Source organism: Viridibacterium curvum (genome assembly GCF_039544165.1).
Taxonomy (GTDB): domain Bacteria; phylum Pseudomonadota; class Gammaproteobacteria; order Burkholderiales; family Rhodocyclaceae; genus Viridibacterium; species Viridibacterium curvum.
On the sequence record NZ_BAABLD010000005.1, the window covers coordinates 79,735 to 104,186 of the forward strand.

General features: G+C 63.0%; 20 protein-coding genes and 1 tRNA gene. 5 read left to right on the forward strand and 16 right to left on the reverse strand.

The window, feature by feature from the left end:
• Nucleotides 1-3 precede the first annotated feature (3 nt).
• Nucleotides 4-2,436, forward strand: a complete 2,433-nt coding sequence (locus ABEA02_RS04570; RefSeq protein WP_345531672.1) for a heavy metal translocating P-type ATPase — start codon at nt 4-6, stop codon at nt 2,434-2,436.
• A 51-nt stretch (nt 2,437-2,487) separates the two neighbouring features.
• Here the strand turns inward: ABEA02_RS04570 and ABEA02_RS04575 are convergent, their stop codons facing one another.
• From ABEA02_RS04575 to ABEA02_RS04640, 14 genes are all read right to left on the reverse strand, one after another.
• Nucleotides 2,488-3,081 carry a PEP-CTERM sorting domain-containing protein gene (locus ABEA02_RS04575; RefSeq protein WP_345531673.1) on the reverse strand — a complete coding sequence of 198 codons (594 nt, stop codon included), beginning with the start codon at nt 3,079-3,081 and terminating at the stop codon, nt 2,488-2,490.
• Nucleotides 3,082-3,333: 252 nt separating this feature from the next.
• Nucleotides 3,334-4,272 carry a protein translocase subunit SecF gene (secF, locus tag ABEA02_RS04580; RefSeq protein WP_345531674.1) on the reverse strand — a complete coding sequence of 313 codons (939 nt, stop codon included), beginning with the start codon at nt 4,270-4,272 and terminating at the stop codon, nt 3,334-3,336.
• Between the two features lie 21 nt (nt 4,273-4,293).
• Nucleotides 4,294-6,132, reverse strand: a complete 1,839-nt coding sequence (gene secD, locus ABEA02_RS04585; RefSeq protein ID WP_345531675.1) for a protein translocase subunit SecD — start codon at nt 6,130-6,132, stop codon at nt 4,294-4,296.
• Nucleotides 6,133-6,190: 58 nt separating this feature from the next.
• A complete protein-coding gene (gene yajC, locus ABEA02_RS04590) occupies nt 6,191-6,520 on the reverse strand; it encodes a preprotein translocase subunit YajC (RefSeq protein ID WP_345531676.1) in 330 nt (109 codons plus the stop codon).
• A gap of 195 nt (nt 6,521-6,715) precedes the next feature.
• A complete protein-coding gene (gene tgt / locus ABEA02_RS04595; protein ID WP_345531677.1) occupies nt 6,716-7,828 on the reverse strand; it encodes a tRNA guanosine(34) transglycosylase Tgt in 1,113 nt (370 codons plus the stop codon).
• Nucleotides 7,825-8,859, reverse strand: coding sequence for a tRNA preQ1(34) S-adenosylmethionine ribosyltransferase-isomerase QueA (gene queA, locus ABEA02_RS04600; protein WP_345531678.1), 1,035 nt, complete (start codon nt 8,857-8,859; stop codon nt 7,825-7,827). Before queA ends, tgt begins: the two co-directional genes overlap by 4 nt.
• Nucleotides 8,860-8,908: 49 nt before the next feature.
• Nucleotides 8,909-8,993, reverse strand: a tRNA-Leu gene (locus ABEA02_RS04605).
• A 35-nt stretch (nt 8,994-9,028) separates the two neighbouring features.
• Nucleotides 9,029-9,349 carry a helix-hairpin-helix domain-containing protein gene (locus ABEA02_RS04610; protein ID WP_345531679.1) on the reverse strand — a complete coding sequence of 107 codons (321 nt, stop codon included), beginning with the start codon at nt 9,347-9,349 and terminating at the stop codon, nt 9,029-9,031.
• Between the two features lie 8 nt (nt 9,350-9,357).
• Nucleotides 9,358-10,536 (reverse strand): ABC transporter permease, encoded by a 1,179-nt coding sequence (locus tag ABEA02_RS04615; protein ID WP_345531680.1) that lies wholly within the window; start codon nt 10,534-10,536, stop codon nt 9,358-9,360.
• Between the two features lie 196 nt (nt 10,537-10,732).
• On the reverse strand, nt 10,733-11,404 hold the full coding sequence (locus ABEA02_RS04620; protein ID WP_345531681.1) for a transglutaminase-like domain-containing protein: 672 nt from the start codon (nt 11,402-11,404) through the stop codon (nt 10,733-10,735).
• Nucleotides 11,405-11,409: 5 nt separating this feature from the next.
• Nucleotides 11,410-12,573, reverse strand: coding sequence for an ABC transporter permease (locus ABEA02_RS04625; protein ID WP_345531682.1), 1,164 nt, complete (start codon nt 12,571-12,573; stop codon nt 11,410-11,412).
• 39 nt (nt 12,574-12,612) lie between these two features.
• Entirely contained in the window at nt 12,613-13,701 is a 1,089-nt protein-coding gene (locus tag ABEA02_RS04630; RefSeq protein ID WP_345531683.1) for a DUF4238 domain-containing protein, read from the reverse strand.
• A 9-nt stretch (nt 13,702-13,710) separates the two neighbouring features.
• Nucleotides 13,711-14,421: an ABC transporter ATP-binding protein gene (locus tag ABEA02_RS04635; protein ID WP_345531684.1), complete on the reverse strand. Its 711-nt coding sequence runs from the start codon at nt 14,419-14,421 to the stop codon at nt 13,711-13,713.
• Entirely contained in the window at nt 14,418-15,614 is a 1,197-nt protein-coding gene (locus tag ABEA02_RS04640) for an efflux RND transporter periplasmic adaptor subunit (protein WP_345531685.1), read from the reverse strand. Before ABEA02_RS04640 ends, ABEA02_RS04635 begins: the two co-directional genes overlap by 4 nt.
• A 163-nt stretch (nt 15,615-15,777) precedes the next feature.
• Between ABEA02_RS04640 and ABEA02_RS04645 the strand changes: the two genes are divergently transcribed.
• Nucleotides 15,778-16,725 carry an alpha/beta hydrolase gene (locus ABEA02_RS04645; RefSeq protein ID WP_345531686.1) on the forward strand — a complete coding sequence of 316 codons (948 nt, stop codon included), beginning with the start codon at nt 15,778-15,780 and terminating at the stop codon, nt 16,723-16,725.
• 59 nt (nt 16,726-16,784) lie between these two features.
• Here ABEA02_RS04645 and ABEA02_RS04650 read toward each other — a convergent pair whose 3' ends face one another.
• Nucleotides 16,785-18,170, reverse strand: coding sequence for an MATE family efflux transporter (locus ABEA02_RS04650; RefSeq protein WP_345531688.1), 1,386 nt, complete (start codon nt 18,168-18,170; stop codon nt 16,785-16,787).
• Nucleotides 18,163-18,930 carry a uroporphyrinogen-III C-methyltransferase gene (cobA, locus tag ABEA02_RS04655; protein ID WP_345531689.1) on the reverse strand — a complete coding sequence of 256 codons (768 nt, stop codon included), beginning with the start codon at nt 18,928-18,930 and terminating at the stop codon, nt 18,163-18,165. Before cobA ends, ABEA02_RS04650 begins: the two co-directional genes overlap by 8 nt.
• Before the next feature lie 536 nt (nt 18,931-19,466).
• On the opposite strand from cobA, the gene ABEA02_RS04660 reads away from it, so the two are divergent.
• From ABEA02_RS04660 to prsR, 3 genes are all read left to right on the forward strand, one after another.
• On the forward strand, nt 19,467-20,855 hold the full coding sequence (locus tag ABEA02_RS04660) for a TIGR03013 family XrtA/PEP-CTERM system glycosyltransferase (RefSeq protein WP_345531690.1): 1,389 nt from the start codon (nt 19,467-19,469) through the stop codon (nt 20,853-20,855).
• Between the two features lie 73 nt (nt 20,856-20,928).
• Nucleotides 20,929-22,983 (forward strand): XrtA/PEP-CTERM system histidine kinase PrsK, encoded by a 2,055-nt coding sequence (gene prsK, locus ABEA02_RS04665; RefSeq protein WP_345531691.1) that lies wholly within the window; start codon nt 20,929-20,931, stop codon nt 22,981-22,983.
• 62 nt (nt 22,984-23,045) lie between these two features.
• Nucleotides 23,046-24,431 carry a PEP-CTERM-box response regulator transcription factor gene (prsR, locus tag ABEA02_RS04670; RefSeq protein ID WP_345531692.1) on the forward strand — a complete coding sequence of 462 codons (1,386 nt, stop codon included), beginning with the start codon at nt 23,046-23,048 and terminating at the stop codon, nt 24,429-24,431.
• Nucleotides 24,432-24,452: the final 21 nt, after the last annotated feature.

A 24,452-nucleotide genomic window follows, 5' to 3' on the forward strand; every position in this document is an offset into this window, starting at 1 on the left:
GGCATGCCCCCTGTGAAGCAAGCCGAGGTGGGTGAGTGCTATCACTGCGGCCTGCCTGTCCCCTCTGATTCGCGCTGGCAGCTCGTCATTGATGGCGCTTCCCGCCGGCTGTGTTGTGCCGGTTGCGAAGCTGTGGCGTCGGCAATTGTTGCGGGGGGGCTTGTCGACTATTACCGCCATCGTGACAGCCTGCCGGAATCTCCCCGCGAGGCTATTCCTGAATCGCTTGCGTCACTGACGCTGTTCGACAATCCCGGCTTTCAACAAGGATTCGTGCGTCCCATCGGGGATGATGAGAGGGAGGCCGATCTCATTCTCGAGGGTGTGACCTGTGCGGCCTGTGTGTGGCTCAATGAACGGCATCTGGCCCGTTTGCCGGGCGTGACGGCCGTTCATGCCAACTTCGCCACTCGCCGTGCGCGCATACGCTGGCGTGAAGGTTCGGGTGAAGGGCAGGCGCAGCTTTCAGGCATCCTCGCCGCCGTTGCGGCGATTGGCTATCGGGCCTGGCCCTATGACCCGCAGCGCAGTGAAGAAGTCGCCGGACGTGAGCGCAAGACAGCGTTGTGGCGCGTGCTGGTCGCAGGCTTGGGCATGATGCAGGTGATGATGTATGCCTATCCGGCCTACATCGCTGGTGACGGTGACCTCAGCCCCTGGGCTGCGAGCCTGATGCGTTGGGCCAGTCTGCTTCTGACGGTTCCCGTTGTGGGCTATTCTGCGGCGCCGTTCTTTCAGCGTGCCTGGCGTGATCTGCGCATGCGGCGCATGGGCATGGATATTCCTGTCGCGCTGGGCATTGGCAGCGCATTCCTGGCCAGCCTGTGGGCAACGATCAGCGGTCGTGGTGAGGTGTACTTCGACTCGGTCACGATGTTCGTATTCTTCCTGCTGGGGGCGCGCTATCTGGAGATGCTGGCGCGTCAGCGTGCTGTGCGTGGCGCCGAGGTACTGGGGCGGCTGGTGCCGGTTTTCGCAAGACGTGTGGCGGCGGACGGTAGCGAGGAGCGCGTTGCCAGCAACGAGCTGCGTGCAGGAGATGCCATCCGGGTACTGCCGGGTGAGTCCGTGGTCGTCGATGGATATATCACTCAGGGACGCAGCGAACTCGATGAGTCCTGGCTGACTGGCGAGAGCCGGCCGCAGCGGCGCGAAACGGGTGACAGCGTGCTGGCAGGCAGCATCAATCGCGGCAGCCCCTTGAGCGTGCGGGCGACAGGTGTGGGAGACGCGACGCGTCTGGCGGGAATCCTGCGACTGGTCGAGCGTGCAGCAGCGCATCGCCCCCGTGTTGCCGAGCTGGCTGACCGTATTGCTGGCTGGTTCGTGCTCATCCTGCTGCTCATGGCCGTGCTGACGGGGGCACTGTGGTGGCAGACCCAGCCTGATCGTGCCCTGTGGGTCTTCGTTTCCGTTCTGGTGGTCAGTTGTCCTTGTGCCTTGTCGCTGGCTACACCCATTGCCCTGACCGTCGCGAGCGAGGCTTTGGCGCGCGCGGGGCTTCTGGTCACGCGGGGGCATGCCATCGAAACTCTGGCGCGCGTGGATCACTTCGTGTTCGACAAGACCGGCACCCTGAGTGAGGGGCGGGTAAAGCTGCAGGCTGTGCACCTTGCTGATGGCATATCGCGAGACGAAGCGCTGCAGCTTGCCGCAGCGCTAGAGGCGCAGTCCGGGCACCACATCGCACGCGCCGTACTGACTGCGGTATCCGTCGTTCCGCTCGCAGAATCCGTGACGGCCGTTACCGGGCAAGGGCTCCGTGGTGTTGTGGCAGGCGTCGAATACGCCATCGGGCGGCAGGAATTCGTTGCGGGCCTGGCTGGCAGCCCTTGTCCGGTCAGTCTTGCAGAAGCGTCGAGCGATGTGCTGCTCGTCAGCTCCGGACGCTGGCTGGCTGCCTTCAGCTTCGACGATGCGTTGCGCACCGAAGCGCCGATGGCGCTGGAGCGCTTGCGTGCATTCGGAGGACTCAGTGTCTTCAGTGGCGATAGTCAGGCGGCGGTGGGCAGGGCTGCTGCGCAATGCCGCATTGAAGACGCACGGGCCGGCATGACGCCGGAGGGCAAGCAGCAGGCATTGGCGAGCTTGCAGACCGCGGGCCACGTGGTGGCGATGGTCGGGGACGGCGTTAACGACGCGCCCGTGCTTGCGCAGGCCCATGTGTCGATTGCGATGGGCGGGGGCACCGATCTGGCGCGTCAGAGCGCGGACATCGTGCTGCTGCGCGATGACATCTCCTGCTTGCCGGAAGGTGTGCGCATTGCGCGTCGCAGTCTGGCCATCATCCGCCAGAACCTTGTGTGGGCTGCGGCCTACAACCTGCTGGCGATTCCCGCCGCCATGATGGGCTGGGTGTCGCCACTTGGCGCAGGGGTGGGGATGGGAGCCAGCTCCCTGCTGGTGGTACTCAACGCCTTGCGTATTGCACGCTGACGAGGGCGATACATCAAGCGGCACATCCATCCGGATGTGCCGCAGCAAGGCTCAGGCGGTCTTGCGACGTGCCGCGCCGGCGAGGCCGAGCACGGCCAGTGCGGACAGGGCCAGAGTAGAAGGTTCGGGGACTTCAGTGATGGTGATGTCATCCAGTACCCAGAACGATGGAGTCTGTTTGTTGGTCATGACCAGTGCGGCGCTGGAGCCCGAAGCAACAACATCAAATTCGTAGAACGTGTAAGCCTGTGCCGGAGCATTTGACAGGCTCAGCAGGCTTGCACCGTCGAAGGTGATGACGAGTGAATTGGGCGTCGGCGTGCCGTTGTAAGCGCCGTTGGCCAGCCACAGGGTGATGTGGTAAGTGGCACCCGAATTCGTGGCGACACTCTGGCTGACGATGCCGCCGCCGGCTGCTGTGCCGAGGTACAAGGCGTTGCTGCCGCTGTGTGCACCGGGGTCGGAGTCCATGCCGAAACAACCGCCCGTAGCGGTGCTGAAGCTGCCGCCAACTCCGGAACAGGTCAGTCCGGAAGTCGTCCAGCCGCTCAGGCCGGATTCAAAGCCGCCATTGACGAGGGTGGCCTGGCTGCTTGCGGATACGGCGATGAAGGTCAGGCCGGCAAGAAATTTCGCGAGTTTCATTGATGGGTCCTCAGGATCGGAAAGCTACCAATCCGGCTTGCAACATTGGTGCCAGCATGCTTTCCTGAAATCATTCTGCAATGTTTTGTTTGTATTTCAGAGACTTGCAAGGTGTTTTGCCAGGTAAAACAACGTGTTGCGCGTATTTTGATGGCCTTGGCGTCAAGTTGGCCGACACGGAAGACCAAGCCTGTTCCAACCAACAAAAAAGCCCGGCATGCCGGGCTTTTTTGTTGGGTAGAAGACTGCGTCTCAGACGACGGCCTCTTCCTTCTTCACGACAGCCTTGATGAACTGTTCGCGTGACACGCCCAGCCACATCACCAGCGGAGCTGCGACCAGCACGGAAGAGTAGATGCCGAAGCAGATACCGATGGTCAGCGCCAAGGCAAAATAGTGCAGGGTGGCACCGCCGAAGATCAGCATCGACAACACCATGATCTGTGTGCTGCCGTGCGTGATGATGGTGCGCGAGATGGTGCTGGTGATGGCGTGGTCCAGCACTTCCGGCACGGACAGGCCGCGCATGCGGCTATTGCGGAAGGTCTCACGGACCCGGTCGAACACCACCACCGATTCGTTGACCGAGTAGCCCAGCACCGCCAGCACGGCAGCCAGCACGGGTAGCGAGAACTCCCACTGGAAGAACGCGAAGAAGCCCAGGATGATCACCACGTCGTGCAGGTTGGCGATGATGGCGGACACGGCAAAACGCCATTCGAAACGGATGGCAAGGTAGGCCACGATGCCGACGATCACGACCAGCAGGGCCATCGCGCCGTCCTGTGCCAGCTCCTTGCCGACCTGCGGACCCACGAATTCGACACGACGCAGCTCCGGCTTGCTGCTGCTGATGCTGGCGATGCTGCTCATCACCTTTTCGGAGACTTTGGCTGAATTCTCGGTGCCGCGGTTGGGCACGCGGATCATCACGTCTTTCGAGCTACCGAAGTTCTGCACGATAGCGTCGGCGTAGCCGATTTTCTCCATGGCGCCACGGATCGGCTCCAGCTGCGGGGCCTCCTTGTACGCCAGCTCCATGACCGTGCCGCCGGTGAATTCGACCGACAGGTGCAGGCCGCGTGTGAAGAGGAACAGCACGGCCAGCAGGAAGGTGACGAGCGAGATGACGTTGAAGATCAGGGCCCGTTTCATGAACGGGATGTCTTTACGGATGCGGAAGAGTTCCATTTTTGTTGAGCTCCTGGCGCCTTACTGGGCGTCCGGTTTCCAGATCTGGCCGATGGCAATCTTGTCGAGCTTGCGACGACGGCCATAGACAAAGTTGGCGATCATGCGCGAGACAAGCACGGCGCTGAACATCGAGGTCAGGATGCCGAGGCAATGCACGGTCGCGAAGCCCTTCACGGGCCCCGAGCCGAACGCCCACAACGCCACGCCGGCAATCAGGGTGGTGATGTTGGAGTCCAGGATCGTGTCGAATGCGCGGTCGTAACCGGCCGTGATGGCAGCCTGTGGGGTTGCGCCATTACGCAATTCTTCGCGGATGCGTTCGTTGATCAGCACGTTGGCGTCAATAGCCATACCCAGCGTCAGCGCGATAGCCGCAATGCCCGGCAAGGTGAGTGTGGCCTGCAGCATGGACAGTACGGCCACCAGCAACAGCAGGTTGGCACCTAGCGCCAGCGTGGAGATGAGGCCGAACATCACGTAGTAGACGCACATGAACACGGCGATGGCGATGAAGCCCCACAGCGTGGAATCAAAGCCTTTTTTGATGTTCTCTGCCCCGAGGCTTGGGCCGATGGTGCGCTCTTCGATGATCTGCATCGGGGCGGCCAGCGAGCCGGAGCGGATCAGGATGCCCAGGCGGTTTGTTTCTTCGCTGCTGAACTGACCCGTGATTTCGAAGCGGTTACCGAATTCCCCCTGGATGGTGGCGACCGAAATCGCCTCGCCCTTGTCCTTTTCGAACAGGATGATGGCCATGCGCTTCTTCATGTTCTCGCGCGTCACCTGGCGCATCACACGGCCACCGGCGGCATCCAGTTGCACGGAAACGGCGGGGTTGCCATGCTGGTCAAAGCTGGCGGCTGCACCGACGAAGCGGTCACCGGTGAGCACTACCTGCTTTTTCACAACAACCGGTACAGCGATGCCGTCGCGGTTTTCGGTGAAGACGTCATTGGCAGGGCCCGCTTCGGTTGCGGTGTCATCGACGAGTCGCACTTCCAGCGTGGCCGTACGGCCGAGAATGTCTTTCGCCTTGGTCACGTCCTGCACGCCGGGCAACTGGACGACGATGCGATCGAGGCCCTGCTGCTGGATAACGGGCTCGGCGACACCGAGCTCATTGATCCGGTTGTGCAGCGTCGTCATGTTCTGCTTGATCGCGTCGGTCTGAATGCGCTGCTTGGCTTGCTCGGAGAAGTTGCCGACCAGCAGCAGGTCAGATCCCTCGTTTCGCTCGGTGATGATCAGGTCAGGCTGTGCGTCCTTGATGGCATTGCGCGCCTTGTCACGCACCGCTTCGTCACTGACGCGAATAACGATGGCCCCGCCATCCTTGCGCACACCGCCATGGCGGATTTCCTTGTCACGGAGCAGGGCGCGCACGTCATTGACCGTTGCATCCAGCTTCTTGGTCAGCGCACCAGCCATGTCCACCTGCAGCATGAAGTGCACGCCGCCACGCAGGTCGAGACCCAGGTACATCGGCATCGCGTGGATCGAAGTCAGCCAGGACGGGCTGGCAGACAGCAGGTTCAGCGCTGTGACGTAGGACGGATCTTTGGGGTCGGGATTGAGCGTGTGCTCGATGACATCCTTGGCCTTGAGCTGTATATCTTCGTTCTGGAAGCGAACGCGCAGGCTATTGGCATCGCGTATTGAGCCGGTCGAAGGGATGCCGGCAGTCTTGAGCGCGTCGAGCACGCGCTCTTCGAGCTTGCTGTCGACCTTGACGGTCGCACGGCTCGAGGACACCTGCACAGCAGGCACTTCACCAAAGAAGTTCGGCAGCGTGTAGAGCAAGCCGATGACCAGCACGAGCAGGATCGACAGGTTCTTCCAGAGCGGATAGCGGTTCATGGCGGGAACGGGGTCAGGAAAATAAGGAGAAGAGCCGGGAGCCGAGCTCCCGACAGCTTCAGGCGGACTTCAGCGTGCCCTTGGGCAGCACGGCGCCGACGGCGGACTTCTGCACGAGGATCTCGACGCCGCTGGAGATTTCGACCTTGACGAAGGCGTCGCGCACTTCGGTAACGGTGCCAGCCACGCCGCCGTTGGTCATCACTTCATCGCCCTTGGCGAGCGCATCGAGCAGGGCCTTGTGTTCCTTGGCACGTTTCATCTGCGGGCGGATCATCAGGAAGTACATGACGACCAGCATCAGACCCATCATCAGGATGCCGGAGAAGCCCCCGGTGGGGTCGGCTGCGGCGCCGGCGGTTTGTGCATGAGCGGTGGAAATCAGCATTTCGGTAAAACTCCAGCTGGATCAATCGGAAGCCCGCGAGTATAGCAGGCGGGGTGTGGTCGCCCTATTGCGCTGCCGCAGCTGATGAAGCCTCGGGGAAGCGTTCCTGGCGGCGTTGTGCCTCCTCGCCGACTTGTACTGTCATCGTCGGCGTGCCTTGCCAGAAACGCTTCCCGAGGCTTCTGCCTGACTGGGTCAGGCTGTGCCTCGGGCGCGTCGAGCGGCGAATTCGACTGTGAATTCCGCAAAACGATCCCCATCGATGGCCTCGCGCATCTCGCGCATCAGCTGCTGGTAGTAGTGCAGGTTGTGGATCGTCATCAGACGCGGGCCCAGCATTTCGGCCGCGCGGTCCAGGTGGTGCAGGTAGGCGCGCGAGAAGTTGCGGCAGGTGTAGCAGGAGCAGGCTTCGTCGAGCGGGCGCGTATCGTCGCGATGCACGGCGTTGCGGATCTTGAGATTGCCCCACTGCGTGAACAGCCAACCGTTGCGCGCGTTGCGCGTGGGCATCACGCAGTCGAACATGTCGATGCCTTGCGACACGCCATACACCAGGTCTTCCGGCGTGCCCACGCCCATCAGGTAGCGCGCCTTGTTGGCCGGCAAGCGCGGCGCCGTGTAGCCGAGGATGCGCTCCATCTCTTCCTTGGGCTCGCCGACCGACAGGCCGCCGATGGCGAAACCGTCGAAGCCGATATCGACCAGGCCACCGAGCGATTCATCACGCAGGTCTTCATGCATGCCGCCTTGCACGATGCCGAACAGGGCGTTGCTGTTGCCCAGTTTGTCGTGCTCGTCGCGCGAACGGCGCGCCCAGCGCATCGACATGCGCATCGACTTCGCCGCTTCGTCGTGCGAGGCGGGGTAGGGCGTGCACTCGTCGAAGATCATGACGATGTCGGAGTTCAAGCCGTGCTGGATGCGCATCGACTCTTCGGGCGTGAGAAACAGCTTCTCGCCATTGATGGGCGAGGAGAACTTGACGCCTTCCTCGGTGATCTTGCGCAGCGCGCCCAGCGAGAACACCTGAAAGCCGCCCGAGTCGGTCAGGATGGGCTTCTTCCACTGCATGAAGTCGTGCAGCCCGCCGAACTTCTCCATCACCTTCAGCCCCGGGCGCAGCCACAGGTGGAAGGTGTTGCCGAGGCAGATCTGTGCGCCGATGTCGTCAAGTTCGACAGGGCTCATCGCCTTCACCGTGCCATAGGTGCCGACCGGCATGAACACGGGCGTCTCGACGATGCCGTGGGCCAGTTGCAGACGGCCACGACGGGCTTGGCCCGAGGTTTTGATGAGATCGAACTTCATGACTGCTTTTCCAGAAACATGGCGTCACCGTAGCTGAAAAAGCGGTAGCGCTGGGCCACGGCATGGGCATACGCGCGGCGGATGGTGTCGATGCCCGAGAGTGCGGACACCAGCATCAGCAATGTGGACTTCGGCAGGTGGAAGTTGGTGATCAGTGCGTCCGCCACGCGGAAGGTGTAGCCCGGCGTGATGAAGATGCCCGTCTCATCGCTGCCGGCCTTCAGCGGGCCTTGCTGTGCTGCCGACTCCAGCGCGCGCATGGCCGTCGTGCCGACGCAGATCACGCGGCCGCCAGCCGCACGACAGCGGCCGATGGCTTCCACCGTCTCGGTAGGGATGCTGTAGAGCTCGCGATGCATCTGGTGCTTCGACAGGTCCTGTTCGCGCACGGGCTGGAAGGTGCCGGCGCCTACGTGCAGGGTCACGAAGGCCTTGTTGACGCCACGCGCGGCAAGCACTTCAAACAGCGCATCGTCGAAGTGCAGGCCCGCTGTCGGCGCGGCGACGCTGCCCAGTTCGCGCGCGTACACCGTCTGGTAGCGCGTCTCGTCCGCCTCGGTCGCTGCGTGTTCGATGTAAGGCGGCAGCGGCAGCTTGCCGTAGCGTTCTATGTAATTGACGGCCGTGTCCTGCGGCGGAAAGCGCAGGTGGAAAAACTCGCCCGAAGCACCTGCTCGCCCCAGCACGTCAACGTTGAACGCATCGGCCACGCGGATGCGGCTGCCGGGTTTGGGCGACTTGCTGGCGCGGATCATCGCCAGCGCTTCGTGGTCGCCCAGCGGGCGTTCGATCATGATTTCAACCTGCCCACCGGTCTGCTTCTGGCCGAACAGGCGAGCGTGCAGCACGCGGCTGTCATTGAAGACCAACAGGTCATGCTCGCGCAGCAGTTCCGGCAGATCGCGGAACACACGGTCTTGCTGCGAGTCCCGGCTCACAACGAGCAGGCGCGAAGCGGCCCGGTCGGCAAGGGCCGTCTGGGCGATAAGTTCCGGGGGAAGGTCGTAGTCGAAATCGTCGAGGCTGAGCATGGGGCATGCCCTGCGTCGGAGGGCGAAAGTACAGCCCAACAAGGGAATTTGGTGCCGGGAGAGGGACTCGAACCCTCGCGCCTTTCGGCGGCGGATTTTGAATCCGCTGCGTCTACCGATTCCGCCACCCCGGCAAGAGTGGGCGCGCATTATCACCCGGCAGGCATTTTCAGGCAACCCGAACAGGCGGCGCCTGCCCGATCACCTGCCGACTCCCCAGCAGGTCTTTACCCGCTTCAGTGAATGCCCACCAGCGCAGCGCCTCACCGCAGGTCAGGAAGTGCTGCGCGGCCAGCAGGGTGTAGAGCACGCAGGGGTCGTGGCGTGGCCCCATCGGGTCGCCCAGCGCGAGATAGGTTCGCAGCGGGTCGCGCTGGGCCAGTTCGGCCAGGGTGTGGATGCCCAGTTCGCGCAGATCGTCGGCAATTGAGGGGCCGATGTTGGGCAGGTCTTCAAGCTTGATCGCCTCAGCAGGAGTTCTGGCTTTCATGATGCTCTTCAGGCAGAACGCACCGCTTCAACGATGTTGAGCCGCGCCGCGCGCCAGGCCGGCAACACGCCACCGAAGAAGCCCATCGCCAGCGCAAAGAGGATGCTGCCCACCGCGATGCCCGGCGTGAGGCGGAAGGCGAAGGCCAGCTCGGCGAAGGTCTGCCAGTTCATCGTCGAGATCGACACCAGTTGCATGAACGATGCCGCCGCAAGCCCGACGAGGCCGCCGAGCAGGCTCAGCAAGAGCGATTCGCCGAGAAAGGCGATGAGGATGTTCAGCCGCGAGAAGCCTATGGCGCGCAGCGTGCCGATCTCGGCCGTGCGGCTCGCCACTGCGCCGTACATGGTGATCATCGCGCCGATGACGGCACCGATCGAGAAGATGACGGACAGCACGGTGCCCAGAATGCTGATGAAGGCAGCCAGCATCTTTGACTGGTCGGCATAGAACTGCTGTTCGCGTTTGACCTCGACGGTCAGGCGCGGGTCATCTGCAATCGCCTGCTTGACGGTATCGAACGCAGCGGCCGAGTCGAGCTGAGCAATCACCGAGGAATACAGCGTGCGGCGAAACGCCTGCTGCATCTGCTCGGCGTCGCCCCACACCTCGGAGTTGAATGCCGTTTTGCCCGCATCGAAGACGCCCACTACCTGCCAGTCGCGACGCGCAAAGTTGAGCGTCTGGCCCAGGCCCACGCCTTCGAAGCCATTGGCAATGCTGCGGCCGACGATGATCTCGTTGCTGCCGGGCCGGAACATGCGTCCTTCGATCAGCTGCACCTGCGGCCGCAAGCTGAGACCCAGCGCGCGTGTGCCGCGGATCGTGACGTTCGATGGCCCGCCGGTGTCCTTCTTTATCAGCGAGATCAGCACCAGGCTCTCCTTCGACAGCATGCTCACACCGCCCGGCCCGCGCGCAATGTGCGGCAGGGTTTCGAGAATGTGCGACTGCGCCGTGTCCAGCGAGCTCTGCACCTCGGTCTCCGATGCTGCGCGGATGATGATCACGTTGTCCGGTTGGCCCGTCTGCACCAGCGTTGCCTTGAGGCCGGCTTCGAGCATCTGCACGGCCGTGAACACGAACACCACCAGTGCCATGCCGCCCGCCGTGAGCACGGTCGTCAGCCGGCGCGTCAGCAGGTTGCGCCAGATGTAGTTGAGGGGGATGCGGGTGGTGATCTTCATGCGGCACCCAAATGCCCGTCATTCCCGCCAGTTTTACAGGCAGCGAAGCTGCACGAAGCTCCCCTCGCCGGCTTGCGGGAGAGGGGGTGGGGGAGAGGGGTATGGCGGGAATCCAGCGACTTTGCGACGCTCACGCCAACGTCACTGGATTCCCGCCTTCGCGGGAATGACGGCGTGGAGGCGATTGAACGTGAAGTCATCTCTGCGCAGCTTTCGCAGCTTTCGCAGCTTCGATCGGGATGGCGGCGTTGCGTGCTTCCGAGTGCAGACGCAGCCAGTCGGCTAGTGTCACGTCGGGCAGGTCGGCATGCAGGGCAGCGATGTCGCTGTGTGTCGCCAGAGAGGCGACGATGGCAGGCACCGGTTCCGCAAAGAGGCCCGGCAGATCGTGGGTTTCCGCTTCAGCCGTAGAGAAGGCCAGCGCTTCGCGTGGCGGCGAGAAGCGTGCATCAACGCCAGGCTTGTTGCCGCGCGCGTCGATGCGGTACCAGCCATGCGCCCGCAGGTACACCGCATTGAGGCCATGCAGGCAATAAGGCGCGCCGCCGTCTCCCACCGACAGACGTTGGTAGCTCAGCGCAGCGGGGATGCCGTTCGCGCGCAGCAGGGCGGCTAGCAGGTGACTCTTGGCGTAGCAGTAGCCGGTGCGATGCTGCAGGACGTCGGAAGCATTGCAGGTCAGCGGGCCTTGCCGGTAGTCCCAGCTATGGCGGATCTCGTCGCGCACGAACTCGAAACAACGTTGCACCTTGGTGTGCTCGTCGTCCAGTCCCCGCGTCAGCTCGTGCGCCATCGCCGCCACGGCAGGATGCTTGCAGTCGATGACCGCGCTGTGCGCGAGGTATCGCGAGAGCCCGGAAGTGCTCATGTCCATCACTGCACCTGCCTCAAGCCCTCAACCACCTTCACCTTTGCCGCACGCAGCGCCGGCAGGCTGGCCGCGACGATGCCGATCGTCAGCGCCGCGAGCCATTGCTGCTGCACGGTGACGGGGGCAACCTCGAACACGGGGAAGATGTTGTCCAGCCCGCTACCCACCGAGCGCGCCACTGGCCCCGTCGCGAGGATGCCCAGTCCGCCCGCCACCAGCGCTAGGGCCAGCGACTCGGCGTACACCAGCGCGGACACCAGCCAGGGGCGGAAGCCCAGTGCCTTGAGCGTGGCGTACTCGCGCGTACGCTCGCGTGCCGACATCGACATGGTGTTGGCCATCACGGCCATGATGATGAGGATGATCACGTAGGACACCAGCTTGATCGCCTCGACGATGGTGCCCGTCATCGCCACGAAGCTCAGCTGGAAGGCCTTTTCGGTTTCGGTGAGTGTCTCGGCCAGCGAATTCCTGAACTCGGCATCGACGCGCTGCGACACGGCTGCCGCATCACGCCCGTCGCGCAGACCGATGATGAACACGCCGATCTGGTTGCCGCGTTTCGGGAACAGTTGATTGATGCGTTCGTTGAGGTAGTCCCACTGGAAGAAGAACTGGTTCTGATCCGTCGAGCTGCGCGCCCCATCGTAGATGCCGCGGATGATGAACTCGTAATTGCCCGCGAAGATCGTGCCGCGCAGCGGCACCACGTCGCCAAGCTTCCAGCCATAGCGGTTTGCCAGCTTGCGCCCGACAATCGCCCCGCGCCGGTCGCGCTTGAAGGCATCGAGCTGTTCCGGCGCAATCACGAATTCCGGATACAGGCGGAAGTAGCTGTTGGCGTCGACCGCAAACTGCGGAAAGAAATTCTTCGGCTCGAAATACACGCCGCCAAACCAGTTCGCCCAGCTGATGTCCGCCACCCCCTCCACGCCGCGGATGCGTTCGGCGTAAGCCAGCGGCAGCGTGAAGGTCAGCGAGATCGCGCTGCGACTGACCAGCCGCTTGTCTGACGCGGCATCCGCCCCCGCATACCAGGCCGACACCACCGTGCGCAGCAGCCCGAAAGCCAGCACGGCGACGACGATGCCCGCGAGCGTCAGCGTCGTGCGCAGGCGGTGACGCAGCGGGTTGCGGATCGCGAAGCGGAGGATGAGGGTGAGCATAAGGTTGCTGTGGAGGAGAGTACGACGCTGGATGGCTTTTCAAGGCCGTTCTTTCCAGAACGGCCTTGCTGATTCTGTCTGAGCCCTGACGAACCTGACATAGCCAGCACCCGTTCCATTGGTATAGACAGATCCATTTGTTCGTAGGCGGATCAGGCTAGGCCACATTCCCGGTTTAGGGTGGATGATTCGGGTGTGCAATATGGATTCCTTAGACGGATCGCGTTCAGTCGGCGGTACGAGGACGTATCTCTCGCGGCCGTCGAAGACGCTGTCCAGCTGCGCGTAGTTAACGATATGGCGACGTTTCGGGCGGATCGGTTCAACTTCTGTGAAGTGCTCAATCAGCGCCTTTTCGTAGCTTGCGTCATGCAAGTAAACGTTGGCTACGCACTGAAGAAATTGGTGTTGGTTTAGGGCCTTTACGTCTCGCACACTCCTTATCGTCGCAACACCACGTTCGTTGGGTATGTTGTAGACATCTCCGTCGTACCCGAGAAAAAACAACTTTGGAGTTAGCGGGAGGAGCGCCAACATTCCAGCCGAACCAAGACCAAACGAGTGCCCGGGCATTCGATCTTTTTCTAGCCGCCATCTGTTTGTCAGGACTGCTGGATTGTCAGATGTAACAAAGGGGAAGTCAGTTTTGTTCTTGATTACGCAGAATTTAAGGTCGTCGATTTCATGCATGAATGTTAGAAATGCTTTGCATGCAATCTGAACGGCAGCCTTGATTTCAAGTGTGTATTTGCCGGTTGGAATGTTGGCTGCAGCGGCGGTCGCTTCAGCCAATTCAACAGCGCGAAGCGCTGCGGCTTCGGTTCGTTGGTGCTGGAACAACCAAAAAATTTTCAAGACGTCTTTGATGTCATCCGTTGGGATGAAGCGGTTCTTGGTCAGATCAATCAGCGCCTGTCCATATTTGGACTCAATGATCTGGATGGCCTTTTCTAGATTTTCGTCTTGACCATAGAAGTAGTCCCGCGAGCATTGATTCTTTACCGGAGCATTAGGAATTAATTTCTTTCGATCCAAGTTCAACACATTTATTGCGGCGTTTTCACCGTTCAAGGTGAAAGGACGCAGGTGGCACCGAGGGACGAAATGTTGGTTCTTATTGGATGCCATCGTGTCGAGTTACCCCCGATTTACTACCAGCTCCGAAAACTCCCCCTTGTCCAGATGCCGTACCGCGCGCGCCGCATCTGCTGCACGCTGGTCGTGGGTGACCATCACGATGGTCTTGCCGAGGTCGCGGTTGAGGCGGTCGAGCAGGGCGAGGATTTCTTCGCCGGATTTGCGGTCGAGGTCGCCGGTGGGTTCGTCGGCGACGATGAGCGTGGGGTCGCTGACGATGGCGCGGGCGATGGCGACGCGTTGCAGCTGGCCGCCGGAGAGTTCGGACGGGTAGTGCTTGACGCGGTCGGCGAGGCCGACGAGTTCGAGCGCGGTGAAGGCGCGTTCGCGGCGTTGGCTGCGCGAGAGCGGCGTGAGCTGCAGGGGCAACTCGACGTTCTCCTGTGCGGTGAGCACGGGCATGAGGTTGTAGAACTGGAAGATGAAGCCGATGTGGGCAGCGCGCCAGTCGGCGAGTTCGCTGTCGGTGAGCTGGGCGATGTCGATGTCGCCGACGAGGATGCTGCCGCTGCTGGGCTGGTCGAGCCCGGCGATGAGGTTGAGCAGGGTGGATTTGCCCGAGCCCGAGGGACCCATGAGGGCGAGGTATTCGCCGCGCGCAATGTCGAAGTTGAGGTCCTTGAGCACGGGGATGATTTCACCGCCGCGCTGGTAGTGCTTGCTGACGCCGCGCAGGGTGATGATGGGCTCGACGGCGCCGCGCTCGCTCAAGACTTTTTCTCCGCAATGCGGGCGCCGTCCTTGAGTCTGGCGTCGGGCTTGTCGACGACGATATCGCCTTGCTTGAGGCCTTGCGTGATCTCGACGAGATCGCCGAGCGCGCCACCGCGTTTGACTTCGCGCGCTTTCGCGATGCCGTCTTCAATGACGAAGACCGTGTCGCCGGCGAGTGCCGTTGCCGCCACGGCGATGCGTGGCGTGCGTTCCTCGGGCTTGAGGACGCGTTCGAGGAAGGCGACCTTGGCGCTCATGTCGGGCAGTACGCGGGCGTCCTTTTCGTCGAATTTGACCTTGAACTTGACGGTGGCCTTGCTCCGGTCGACGGTGGGCACGATGCGCGAGACGTGGCCGGCGAGGCGCACGTCGGGCAGGGCGTCCAGCCGGATCTCAACGGGCTGGCTCACGCGAGCCTTGGCGAGGCTGGCCTCGGAGACATCGGCGTCGATCTCCAGGGTGTTCATGTCGGCAATGGTGACGACGGCGCCCTTGGATTCGGCACTGGCGTTGAAAGGGGCGACGACGTCGCCGACGTCGGCCTGCTTGGTGAGCACGACGCCGGCGAAGGGGGCACGGATGACGGTGTTGTCGAGCGCGACCTCGACTTCCTTCACCGCCGCTTCGGCCGCGCGCACGGCGGCGGCTTGCGCGGCGACAGTGGCGCGCGCCTGGCGGGCGCGGTTTTCGGCGGCATCGACGGCGGACTGTGCGACGAAGGCCTGCGCGCGCAGATCCTGCTGGCGCTTGAGGTTGAAGTCTGCGTCGATCAGCTCGGCTTCGGATTGCTTGAGGCGCGCGTTGGCGACTTCGACATTGGCAACGGCCTGCGCACGCTGTGCGCGCAGGTCGCCGCTCTCCAGGCGCGCGAGCACCTCGCCAGCCTTGACCACCGACCCCTCACGCACGCCCAGCCATTCGACGCGGCCCGTGGCTTTGGACGCGACGGCAGCCTTGGCGTCGGCGACGACGTAGCCGGTGGCGTTGAGCACGGTGAGGCCCTGTGCGGGCCACGCTTGCGTAACGCGCGTGGTCTCGACTTCGAGCGGCTTGTTCTTCTGCGCAAAAACGACGGTTACGACGACGATGAGGGCGACAGCCAGCGCGACCCAGCGGCCGGTGTGGCGACGGCGCTTGGCCTTGAGGGGCTGGCGGTCGATGCGGAGGGAGTCGAGTGCGTCCTGGCTCATGGGCATACCGATGCGTGTGTTGAGACTGTAGGTGCGGCTTCAGCCGCACATGGCCGGTTTGCGCAGGCCATGCGACCTGCAGTCTGTGGTGACTTGCGCGCCCGATCATCAGGGCTGAGGCGGTAGTATGCCGCACCGCAGTGTTGCCTTCAGCCGTCACGCCATGCCAATCGATAACCGCGTCCGAACCCTGCTCGACATGCTCAGCCGAGTCGAGGCGCCGCGTCTGCACGATCAGCCGGTCGAGTACGCGCGCCGCAACTTCCACAAACTGTTGTTTGCATACCGTGGCGAAGCGCCGGAAGGTGTGGCGATGGAGGCTTTGGAGATTGCGCGGCGCGACTTTGCGGGCGGGCCGCTGGCGGCACGCTTGTATAAGCCTGAAGCGGCCACCGGACCGCTGCCAGTGTTCGTATGGCTGCATGGTGGTGGCTGGACGCTGGGCGACCTCGCGGGTTACGAGGTGCTGTGCCAGCACTTCAGCGCGCTGGCGGGCTCTGCCGTGCTGGCGCTGGATTACCGACTGGCGCCGGAGAATCCTTTCCCCGCTGCGTTGGAGGATGTATGGCACTGCCTCAAATGGCTGCGTCGCGAGGGTGCGGGGCTTGGGCTGGATGCGCAGCGCATAGCGCTGGGTGGCGATTCGGCGGGCGGCAACCTCGCGGCGGTGGCATGCCTGATGGCGCGGGAGGCGGGAGATCTGCCAATCCGCCTGCAGGTGCTGGTCTATCCTTCGACCGACCAGACCAGTACGCGTTGCTCACATACCTTGTATGGCGAGGGACATTTTCTGGATCGCGCGTCGATCGGCTGGTTCCAGCACAACTACCTGCCGGCCGATGCAGACAAGCTGGACTGGCGCGCTTCGCCCTTGCTGGCGAGCGACTTTCATAATCTGCCGCCGGCGCTGGTGCTGACGGCGGAGTGCGACCCGCTGACGGATGATGCCAAGGCGTATGCCGAGCGCCTGCAGGCAGCGGGCGTGAGCTGCATCTACCGCGAGGTGGAGGGCATGATCCACGGCTTTCTGACCATGCCGCGCCTGTTCGAAGAGGCGACGTGGTCCGTCGCGGAGATTGCGGCCGCCTTGCGCGCAGCGCTGCAGCCTTAAAAACTGGCTCTGGTGTTGTTGCGCGTCGCCTGAGCCGGTTGGTCAGGGCCTCTGATCGTTCATGCCGTACGCAAGCGACGCAGGATGCGCCGCCGCGACTCATGAGCCAGCGGCACCCAGCCGTGCGTCTTCCAGCGCCAGAACATGCCCAGGCCGCGCAGGCTTTCGTCGGCCAGGTAGCCCAGCCACAGGCCGGGCAGGCCCAGTCCGAAGAAGACCCCCAGCAGCCACGCCAGCCCGGTGCCCATGACGACGTTGAAGAACACGCTCATCTGCACCGGGAACACAGCGTCGCCCGTGGCGCGCAGGCCGCCCATGAGGGTGACGTTGGCCGAGCGACCTGCTGCAGCGAAGATCTCGATGAGCAGGATAGACGACAGCAGCGTCTTCACCGTGGGGTCGTGGCTCAGGGCGAAGATCAGGTGGGGCGCGACAAGCCAAGTGAGGATGCTGAGAACGATGGTGCCGATGAGGCCCAGCCGCGTGGCGTGACGGATCATGTCGTCTGCAGCGCGCACGTGGCCGGCCCCGGTGCGATGGCCGATAAGGATTTCGGCCCCGGCGCTGAGCGCACCCACGAAAGTGAACACGACGGACATGATGTTCATGGTCCAGGCATGCGTAGCGAGCGCGGCGGCACCCATGCTGCCGGCCATGGCGACGGTGGCCATGAAGCAGACGCGGAAGATGATCTTCTCGCCCGCGCTCGGCAGACCGAGGCGTGCAATGGCACGCAGCGGCTCGCGGGCGATGCGAAAAGCGTCGCGCAGGCGCAGGCCAATCTGCAGACGCTGGCGCCAGACGACGATGAGCAGCACGAAGATGACTGCGCGCGAGACGAGAAAGCCCCAAGCCAGACCAATCAGGCCAAGCCCCGGCCAGCTGCCGGCGCCCAGCACCAGCGGCACGGCGACGATCAGGTGCAGGGCGTTCTCGGCCATCACAAGGCGCATCGACACTTGCGTGTACTTGAAGGCGCGCAGCACCGAGAACATGGTCAGGTTGACCGCCTCGATGGCCAGGCCGACAGCCAGAACGCGCATGAACGGCGCGGCCTCAGCCATCAGCTCGGGCGGCAGGTTCAGCAGGCGAAGCATGCCTTCCGGCCAGGCGCCGAGCAGCAACGCGGCTGCCGCGCCCAGCCACAGGGCGGTGGTAAAGCCGGCACGAGCGAGGTCGATGGCGCCGGCGGCGTCACCCGCGCCACGGTGCTGTGTGACGAGCACACTGGCGCCGATGCTGACGACGCGGAAGATTCGGTCGAGCACGAGCCGGAACTGGTTCGACAGGCCGAAGATGGCGACAGCGCCGACCGACAGGGTGCCAGCCAGCCACAGGCACAGCGTGCCGATGGCGGTCATCAAGGCCATCTCGACGAAGATGGGCCAGGAGAGTGAGAACAGCGATTCCTCTTCGGGTGTTGCCTTGCTGCGAGCTTCAGTCATGCGTTGCGGCGAACCAGTTCAGAGTGTCGTGCAGGCTGACGACATTGCCGATGATGAGCAGGGCAGGTGGGCGGATGCCGGCGGCGATGACGCGTTCGGGCAGGTTGGCAATCGTGCCGGTGATGCAACACTGGCTCGCGTGCGTGGCGCGGCGCACGCATGCGGCCGGCCGGTCGGGCGGCATGCCGTGGGCGATCAGCTGGCGGCTGATTTCGGGCAGCGACAGCACGCCCATATAGACAACGACGGTTTGCTGATCACGCGTCAGTGCGGGCCAGTCGAGATCGGTGCTGTCGTCTTTGAGGTGACCCGTGACGAAAACGACCGACTGCGCATGATCGCGATGCGTGAGTGGAATGCCTGCATAGGCCCCGGCGCCGCAGGCCGCGGTGATGCCCGGCACGACTTCGAACGGGATGCCGGCGGCGCGCAAATCCTGCGCTTCTTCGCCGCCACGCCCGAAAACGTAGGGGTCGCCGCCCTTGAGGCGCACGACGCGTTTGCCGTCCAGGGCGAGGCGAACCAGCAGTGCATTGATTTCCGCCTGCGGCAGTGTGTGCTTGCCGGACTCTTTCCCGACATAGATACGCTCGGCTTCCGCAGGTGCGAGTGAGAGCACTGCGTCGCTGACAAGCTGATCGTGCACGACCACTTCGGCAACGGCGAGGATGCGCGCGGCGCGAAGAGTGAGAAGTTCGGGGTCGCCCGGACCGCCGCCAACGAGGGCGACACTGCCGGGAGCAAGGAGAGGACGGGTCATCGAGTGAGTTCCGGGCTGCGGCGTTGTGTGGCGCAGTCTTTATCTGTTCGCAGGCGAGTTTGAGAGGCAGAACGGGCTGCGAACCCTTAAGCCTGTTATGTCTGGCGGATCGCATGATGGCTCGGCGCAATATGCTGCTGCACCGCGGCATGCCATAATTGTAGCCTTTCGCACGCAGGCTGCGATCAGGCAGAACTGCGTTGCCCCGAGAAGCCGAATGTGGACGGCGGGATCGCTTGACAGCGTACCCATGAGGGCTGGGCGGAAGCGCGGCGATGAACGGACGACGTGCTTGCTGTAACAGGCACAACCGAGAATCCATGCGGATGTCAGGTCCGCTTTGCCGGGCTGCCCGGACGGGCAAACTGCCCGCTTGGACAGCCGCTGATTGAACCTTTGTGGCATCTGTCACGGCAACATTCGCGTCGCTCCAATATGGTTCGTCCGCTGGTCGGCGATTGCGCAAAACAGGGATACGGACCGAGAGGGGCAAGGCCCCGCCGGTAGTCCGCAGAGAGAACAAACGAGGGAACCGCATGCTGCGTCTTTTCAACCACTATTTCCCGTCGAGTGCGGTGTACCAGGTCCTGATTGACGTCCTGGTGCTCTTCGGCGGCATCCTGCTGGCGGCGTTCTACGTCAGCGGTGAGGTGGTTTCGGGGCTGACTGCCGTGGTGCCGTCTGCACTGGTGTTTGCCGTCGTCATGGTGGCGCTGAGCAGTGCTCTGGGCCTGTATGGCAGCCGCCGTGATCCATCCTTCCGCGACATGCTCGCTCGGGTCTTGCTGACAGTGTTGTTCAGCGTGCCGGTGGCTTGGGCTGTATTCCGCCTGCTGCCATGGGGCAAGGCGTTCGCTACGCTGGATGCGACCGTGATCATGCTGCTGGGCGGTGTGTTGCTGGCCCGTGGTGTTTCGCGTCGCGCGACAACAAGCACGATGTGGCGTCGTCGCATTCTGGTTATTGGTACCGGTCGCGAGGCGGCATCGGTCGAATACAGCTTGACTCATCCGCACCACCCGGGTCTGGATGTGGTGGGCTTCCTGCCTGTGCCGGGGTTTGAAGAGTCCCTGGTGCAACCGTCCCGCGTGCTGCAGCCGGCTGCTGACAAGACATTGCTTGATGTGGCGCGCTCGCTGGAGGTTGATGAGATCATCGTTGCGGTGCGTGAGCGTCGTGGTGGCACCTTGCCCTTGTCCGAATTGCTCGATTGCAAGCTCATGGGCATCAAGGTGCTCGACCTGTCGTGCTTCTTCGAGCGTGTGCGAGGCCAGGTGCGCCTCGACTCACTGCGTGCCAGCTGGCTGATCTACGGCGAAGGCTTCCGTCAGGGCAACCTGCGCACCATGGTCAAGCGTGCTTTCGATGTCTCGGCAGCCCTTCTGCTGCTGACCCTGACTGCGCCCATCATGCTGCTGACGATGATTGCCATTGCCATCGAAGACGGTTTTCCCGTGCTCTACAAGCAGGAGCGTGTGGGGCAGGGTGGTCGCACCTTCAAGGTCATCAAGTTCCGTTCGATGTATCGCGATGCCGAGAAAGACGGCAAGCCACGTTGGGCCAGCGCCAATGACAATCGCGTCACCCGTATTGGTCGCCTGATCCGCAAGACGCGTATCGACGAGCTGCCACAATTGTTCAATGTGCTGATGGGTGACATGAGCATGGTCGGTCCGCGTCCGGAGCGTCCGTTCTTTGTCGATCAGCTGACCAGCGAGATCCCTTTCTATGCCGTCCGCCACTCGGTCAAGCCGGGCGTGACGGGCTGGGCGCAAGTGCGCTACCAATATGGCGCGTCGGTCGATGATGCAGTGCAAAAGCTGCAGTACGACCTGTACTACGTCAAGAACCACACGCTGTTCCTCGACATCATGGTGCTCGCCGAGACTGTGCGTGTGGTGCTGACCGGGGAGGGCGCGCACTGAACGCCCGCTGGCGCTGTGCGCTAAACTCGGGGCCCCGCCGGTGCGGGGCCTTTTCTTTATGCAGGCAAGCCTGATGGATTCCTCCCTGTCCGATATCCGCTTCTGGTCTGCCTGTCTGGCGACCGTCGTGTTCGGCTGTCTGGCGCTGTACCTCTGGCTGGGTTGGCGGGGCGGCAAGCTGGGTGCGCGCCTGATTGCCGCAGTTCTGGCTTCCGGAGTGTGGGCCGCGCTGGCAGCACTCGACGAGAGTCGTCATGTGGGGCTGTTGCCGTTATGGCCGGCCTTGCTGGCCGAAGTGCTGCGCCCCGCGATCTGGGGCTTCTTCCTGGTTGGCTTGCTGGAGGTCGTCAGCGACGCACGCCAGAGTTCGGGCGTGCGCTCGGTCCGGCGCGTTGCGTCGGGCGTCGTGCTGGTGTCGCTGGCAATGGTCGTGGTGTCCGACCAGGTGGTGGGGCTGACGCGCTGGATGCACTACGCCGGCCTGTTGTTGTCGGTGTGGCTGCTGGTGCTGCTGGAGCAGGTGTATCGCAATTATCCGGAGAGCGCGCGTTGGGGCATCAAGCCGCTTGCGCTGGGCCTGGGTTGTGTTCAGTGCTTTGACATTTACCTGTTTGCCGAAGCCGCGCTGCTGGGTAAGCCTGACCCGGACGTGATGGCCGTGCGCACGGCGGTGCATGCTTTGATGGCGCCGCTGTTGGTGATGGCGGCGACGCGCAGCCGTGATTGGACTTTCCGCATTACCGTGTCGCGGCAACTGGTTTTCCACTCGACGGCGTTGGCTGCATCCGGCGTCTACCTGCTCATGATTGCAGCGGTGGGTTACTACGTGCGCTGGTTCGGCGGCACCTGGGGCGGCGCGTTGCAAACGGCGCTGATGTTCGGCGGCCTGATGTTGCTGGCCCTGGTGGCGGTGTCAGGTTCCTTCCGTGCGAAGCTGCGGGTGTGGGTCGGGAAACATCTCTTCGCGCTGCGTTATGACTATCGCGAGTCCTGGCTGAAGTTTACGCAGGCTCTGTCAGGCGCGCAGGGAGGCGAGAACACGCTTGAGCAGAGCATCATCGGCGCATTGTGCGAACTGGTGGAGAGCCCAGGTGGTGTGATCTGGATGCCGGATGGTGATGGTGTCTTCCGCCCACGCGCCAAACTCAACTATCCGCTGGGAGAGGGCGAGGAGCCGCGTGACGCGCCGCTCGCGGCATTCATGGCGGCACAGGGCTGGATCGTCAATCTCGAAGAGTGGCGCTCTCGTCCGGGTCTCTATCATGGCATCACGGTGCCGGGCTGGTTGTCGTCCCTGCAGGACGCCTGGCTCATCGTGCCACTCATCAGTGGTGGGGAGATGCTGGCCTTCGTGGTGTTGAGTACGGCACGCGCCAGTGTCGAGGTGAACTGGGAGGTGCTTGATCTGCTCAAGACCGCCGGGGGGCAGGCGGCAAGCTACCTCGGTCGCGCGCAGGCGATCGCAGCGCTGCTGGAAGCGCAGAAGTTCGACTCGTTCAACCGCATGTCTGCCTTCGTGGTGCATGACCTCAAGAACCTCGTCGCTCAGCTTTCACTGCTGCTCAAGAACGCTGCGCGACACAAGGACAATCCGGAGTTCCAGGCCGACATGTTGCTGACCGTCGAGAACGTCGCCGAGCGCATGCGTGGCCTCATGACCCAGCTGCAGAACAAGGAGCCCATCGAGCAGAAACGCTGGGTGGATGTCAGCGAGTTGTGCGACAGGCTGGTTTCGGAGCGCAGCCTGTTGCGTCCGCAGCTGACTCTGACAGCGGAGCCCGAACTCGGGGTGCTGGCCCATGCGGAACGGCTGCACCGTATATTCGGGCACGTCGTGCAGAATGCCATCGAAGCGACACCCGAGCATGGTAAGGTTTCAGTGTCGTTGAGCCGCGAAGAGGATTTCCTGCGGTTCGAGGTGGCGGATACCGGCTGTGGCATGAGCGCCGAGTTCGTGCGGGAGCGCCTGTTCCGGCCATTCCAGACGACCAAGCACAGCGGCATGGGCATAGGTGCCTACGAAGTGCGGCAATACGTGGTTGAACTTGGCGGGCGCGTCGAGGTAACCAGCGAAGTAGGGCAGGGAACGTCGGTCGTGATCCTCATTCCCCTCGGGCGTCGCGGTTGAGCAGCGGCAGCGGGTTCCGGCAACCACCAGATCGGCAGTCACCAATTTCGGGTCAGGATGTCATGGCAGAGAGCAGTTCCGATAAGGCGCGCGTGCTGTTGATCGTTGAAGACGATCCGGCACTGCAGAAACAGATGAAATGGGCATTCGACGGTTACGAGGTCGTGCTGGCCTCGGACCGCGAATCTGCCATCGCCCAGTTGCGTCGCCATGAGCCCGCGGTCATCACCATGGACCTGGGTTTGCCGCCTGAACCGGATGGGACCAGCGAAGGATTCCGCCTGCTGGAAGAGGTGCTTGCCCTGGCACCCGACACCAAGGTGATCATGCTCACCGGCCAGCATGATCGCGAGAACGCGGTGCGTGCCGTGGGTCTGGGCGCCTACGATTTCTTCGCCAAGCCTTTTGAACCGGAATTCCTGCAGCTGACAATTGACCGTGCCTTCCGTTTGTACGATCTGCAGGAGGAAAATCGCCGCCTTGCCAATCAGCAGACAGGCAGTGCCTTGGGTGGCCTGATCACCCGCGATGCAGGCATGTTGCGCATCTGTCGCACCATCGAAAAAGTGGCCGGCACCACGGCGACCGTAATGCTGTTGGGCCAGAGCGGTACCGGCAAGGAATTGCTGGCGCGTGGTGTGCATGAGAAGTCGGGCCGCAAGGCCGAGCGTTTCATCGCCATCAATTGCGCCGCCATTCCCGAGAATCTGCTCGAAAGCGAATTGTTTGGCTACGAGCGCGGCGCCTTCACTGGGGCAGTCAAGCAGACGCCCGGCAAGTTCGAGCTGGCGCATAAGGGCACGTTGTTCCTCGATGAAATCGGCGACTTGCCGATGGCGCTGCAGGCCAAGTTGCTGCGCTTCCTCCAACAGCGCACCGTCGAGCGTATCGGTGGGCGTGAAGAAATTCCCGTCGATGTGCGTGTGGTGTGCGCGACCCACCAGGATTTGCGCAACCGCATCAAGGACGGCAGCTTCCGTGAGGACCTTTTCTATCGCCTGGCGGAAATCGTCGTCGATATTCCCGCACTGGGTGACCGTGACGGCGATGCCAGTTTGCTGGCGCACGCCTTTGTGCAGCGCTTCGCGCAAGAGCTCAAGCGCGGCAGCATGAGCCTCGCTGACGATGCCATTGCCGCCATCGAGGCGCATGCCTGGCCGGGCAACGTGCGCGAGCTGGAGAACTGCATCAAGCGTGCAGTGATCATGGCTGACGGCTCACGCATCTCTGCCGACGACCTGGGCCTTGAAGCCGTGGAAGAAGATTTCGCCGCGCTCAACCTGCGCCAGGTGCGCGATGAGGCGGAGAAGCGCGCCGTGGTCCGTGTGCTGTCGCGCGTCAATGGCAATATCGCCAAGGCATCCGAAGTACTGGGCGTCAGCCGCCCGACCTTGTATGACCTGATGAACCGGTTCGGCATACGCAAAGAGTCGTCGGCCGCAGAATGATTGAATGACAGGAGAGATCCG

Excerpts from the sequence above, each read along its gene's own strand:
- ABEA02_RS04620 (WP_345531681.1), bottom strand. The coding sequence starts at position 11,404 with ATGAGCACTTCCGGGCTCTCGCGATACCTCGCGCACAGCGCGGTCATC.
- ABEA02_RS04610 (WP_345531679.1), bottom strand. The coding sequence starts at position 9,349 with ATGAAAGCCAGAACTCCTGCTGAGGCGATCAAGCTTGAAGACCTGCCC.
- ABEA02_RS04570 (WP_345531672.1), top strand. The coding sequence starts at position 4 with ATGCCCCCTGTGAAGCAAGCCGAGGTGGGTGAGTGCTATCACTGCGGC.
- queA (WP_345531678.1), bottom strand. The coding sequence starts at position 8,859 with ATGCTCAGCCTCGACGATTTCGACTACGACCTTCCCCCGGAACTTATC.
- secF (WP_345531674.1), bottom strand. The coding sequence starts at position 4,272 with ATGGAACTCTTCCGCATCCGTAAAGACATCCCGTTCATGAAACGGGCC.
- ABEA02_RS04660 (WP_345531690.1), top strand. The coding sequence starts at position 19,467 with ATGCTGCGTCTTTTCAACCACTATTTCCCGTCGAGTGCGGTGTACCAG.
- secD (WP_345531675.1), bottom strand. The coding sequence starts at position 6,132 with ATGAACCGCTATCCGCTCTGGAAGAACCTGTCGATCCTGCTCGTGCTG.
- ABEA02_RS04575 (WP_345531673.1), bottom strand. The coding sequence starts at position 3,081 with ATGAAACTCGCGAAATTTCTTGCCGGCCTGACCTTCATCGCCGTATCC.
- ABEA02_RS04650 (WP_345531688.1), bottom strand. The coding sequence starts at position 18,170 with ATGACTGAAGCTCGCAGCAAGGCAACACCCGAAGAGGAATCGCTGTTC.
- ABEA02_RS04615 (WP_345531680.1), bottom strand. The coding sequence starts at position 10,536 with ATGAAGATCACCACCCGCATCCCCCTCAACTACATCTGGCGCAACCTG.
- prsK (WP_345531691.1), top strand. The coding sequence starts at position 20,929 with ATGGATTCCTCCCTGTCCGATATCCGCTTCTGGTCTGCCTGTCTGGCG.
- cobA (WP_345531689.1), bottom strand. The coding sequence starts at position 18,930 with ATGACCCGTCCTCTCCTTGCTCCCGGCAGTGTCGCCCTCGTTGGCGGC.
- prsR (WP_345531692.1), top strand. The coding sequence starts at position 23,046 with ATGGCAGAGAGCAGTTCCGATAAGGCGCGCGTGCTGTTGATCGTTGAA.
- ABEA02_RS04630 (WP_345531683.1), bottom strand. The coding sequence starts at position 13,701 with ATGGCATCCAATAAGAACCAACATTTCGTCCCTCGGTGCCACCTGCGT.
- ABEA02_RS04640 (WP_345531685.1), bottom strand. The coding sequence starts at position 15,614 with ATGAGCCAGGACGCACTCGACTCCCTCCGCATCGACCGCCAGCCCCTC.
- tgt (WP_345531677.1), bottom strand. The coding sequence starts at position 7,828 with ATGAAGTTCGATCTCATCAAAACCTCGGGCCAAGCCCGTCGTGGCCGT.
- yajC (WP_345531676.1), bottom strand. The coding sequence starts at position 6,520 with ATGCTGATTTCCACCGCTCATGCACAAACCGCCGGCGCCGCAGCCGAC.
- ABEA02_RS04625 (WP_345531682.1), bottom strand. The coding sequence starts at position 12,573 with ATGCTCACCCTCATCCTCCGCTTCGCGATCCGCAACCCGCTGCGTCAC.
- ABEA02_RS04645 (WP_345531686.1), top strand. The coding sequence starts at position 15,778 with ATGCCAATCGATAACCGCGTCCGAACCCTGCTCGACATGCTCAGCCGA.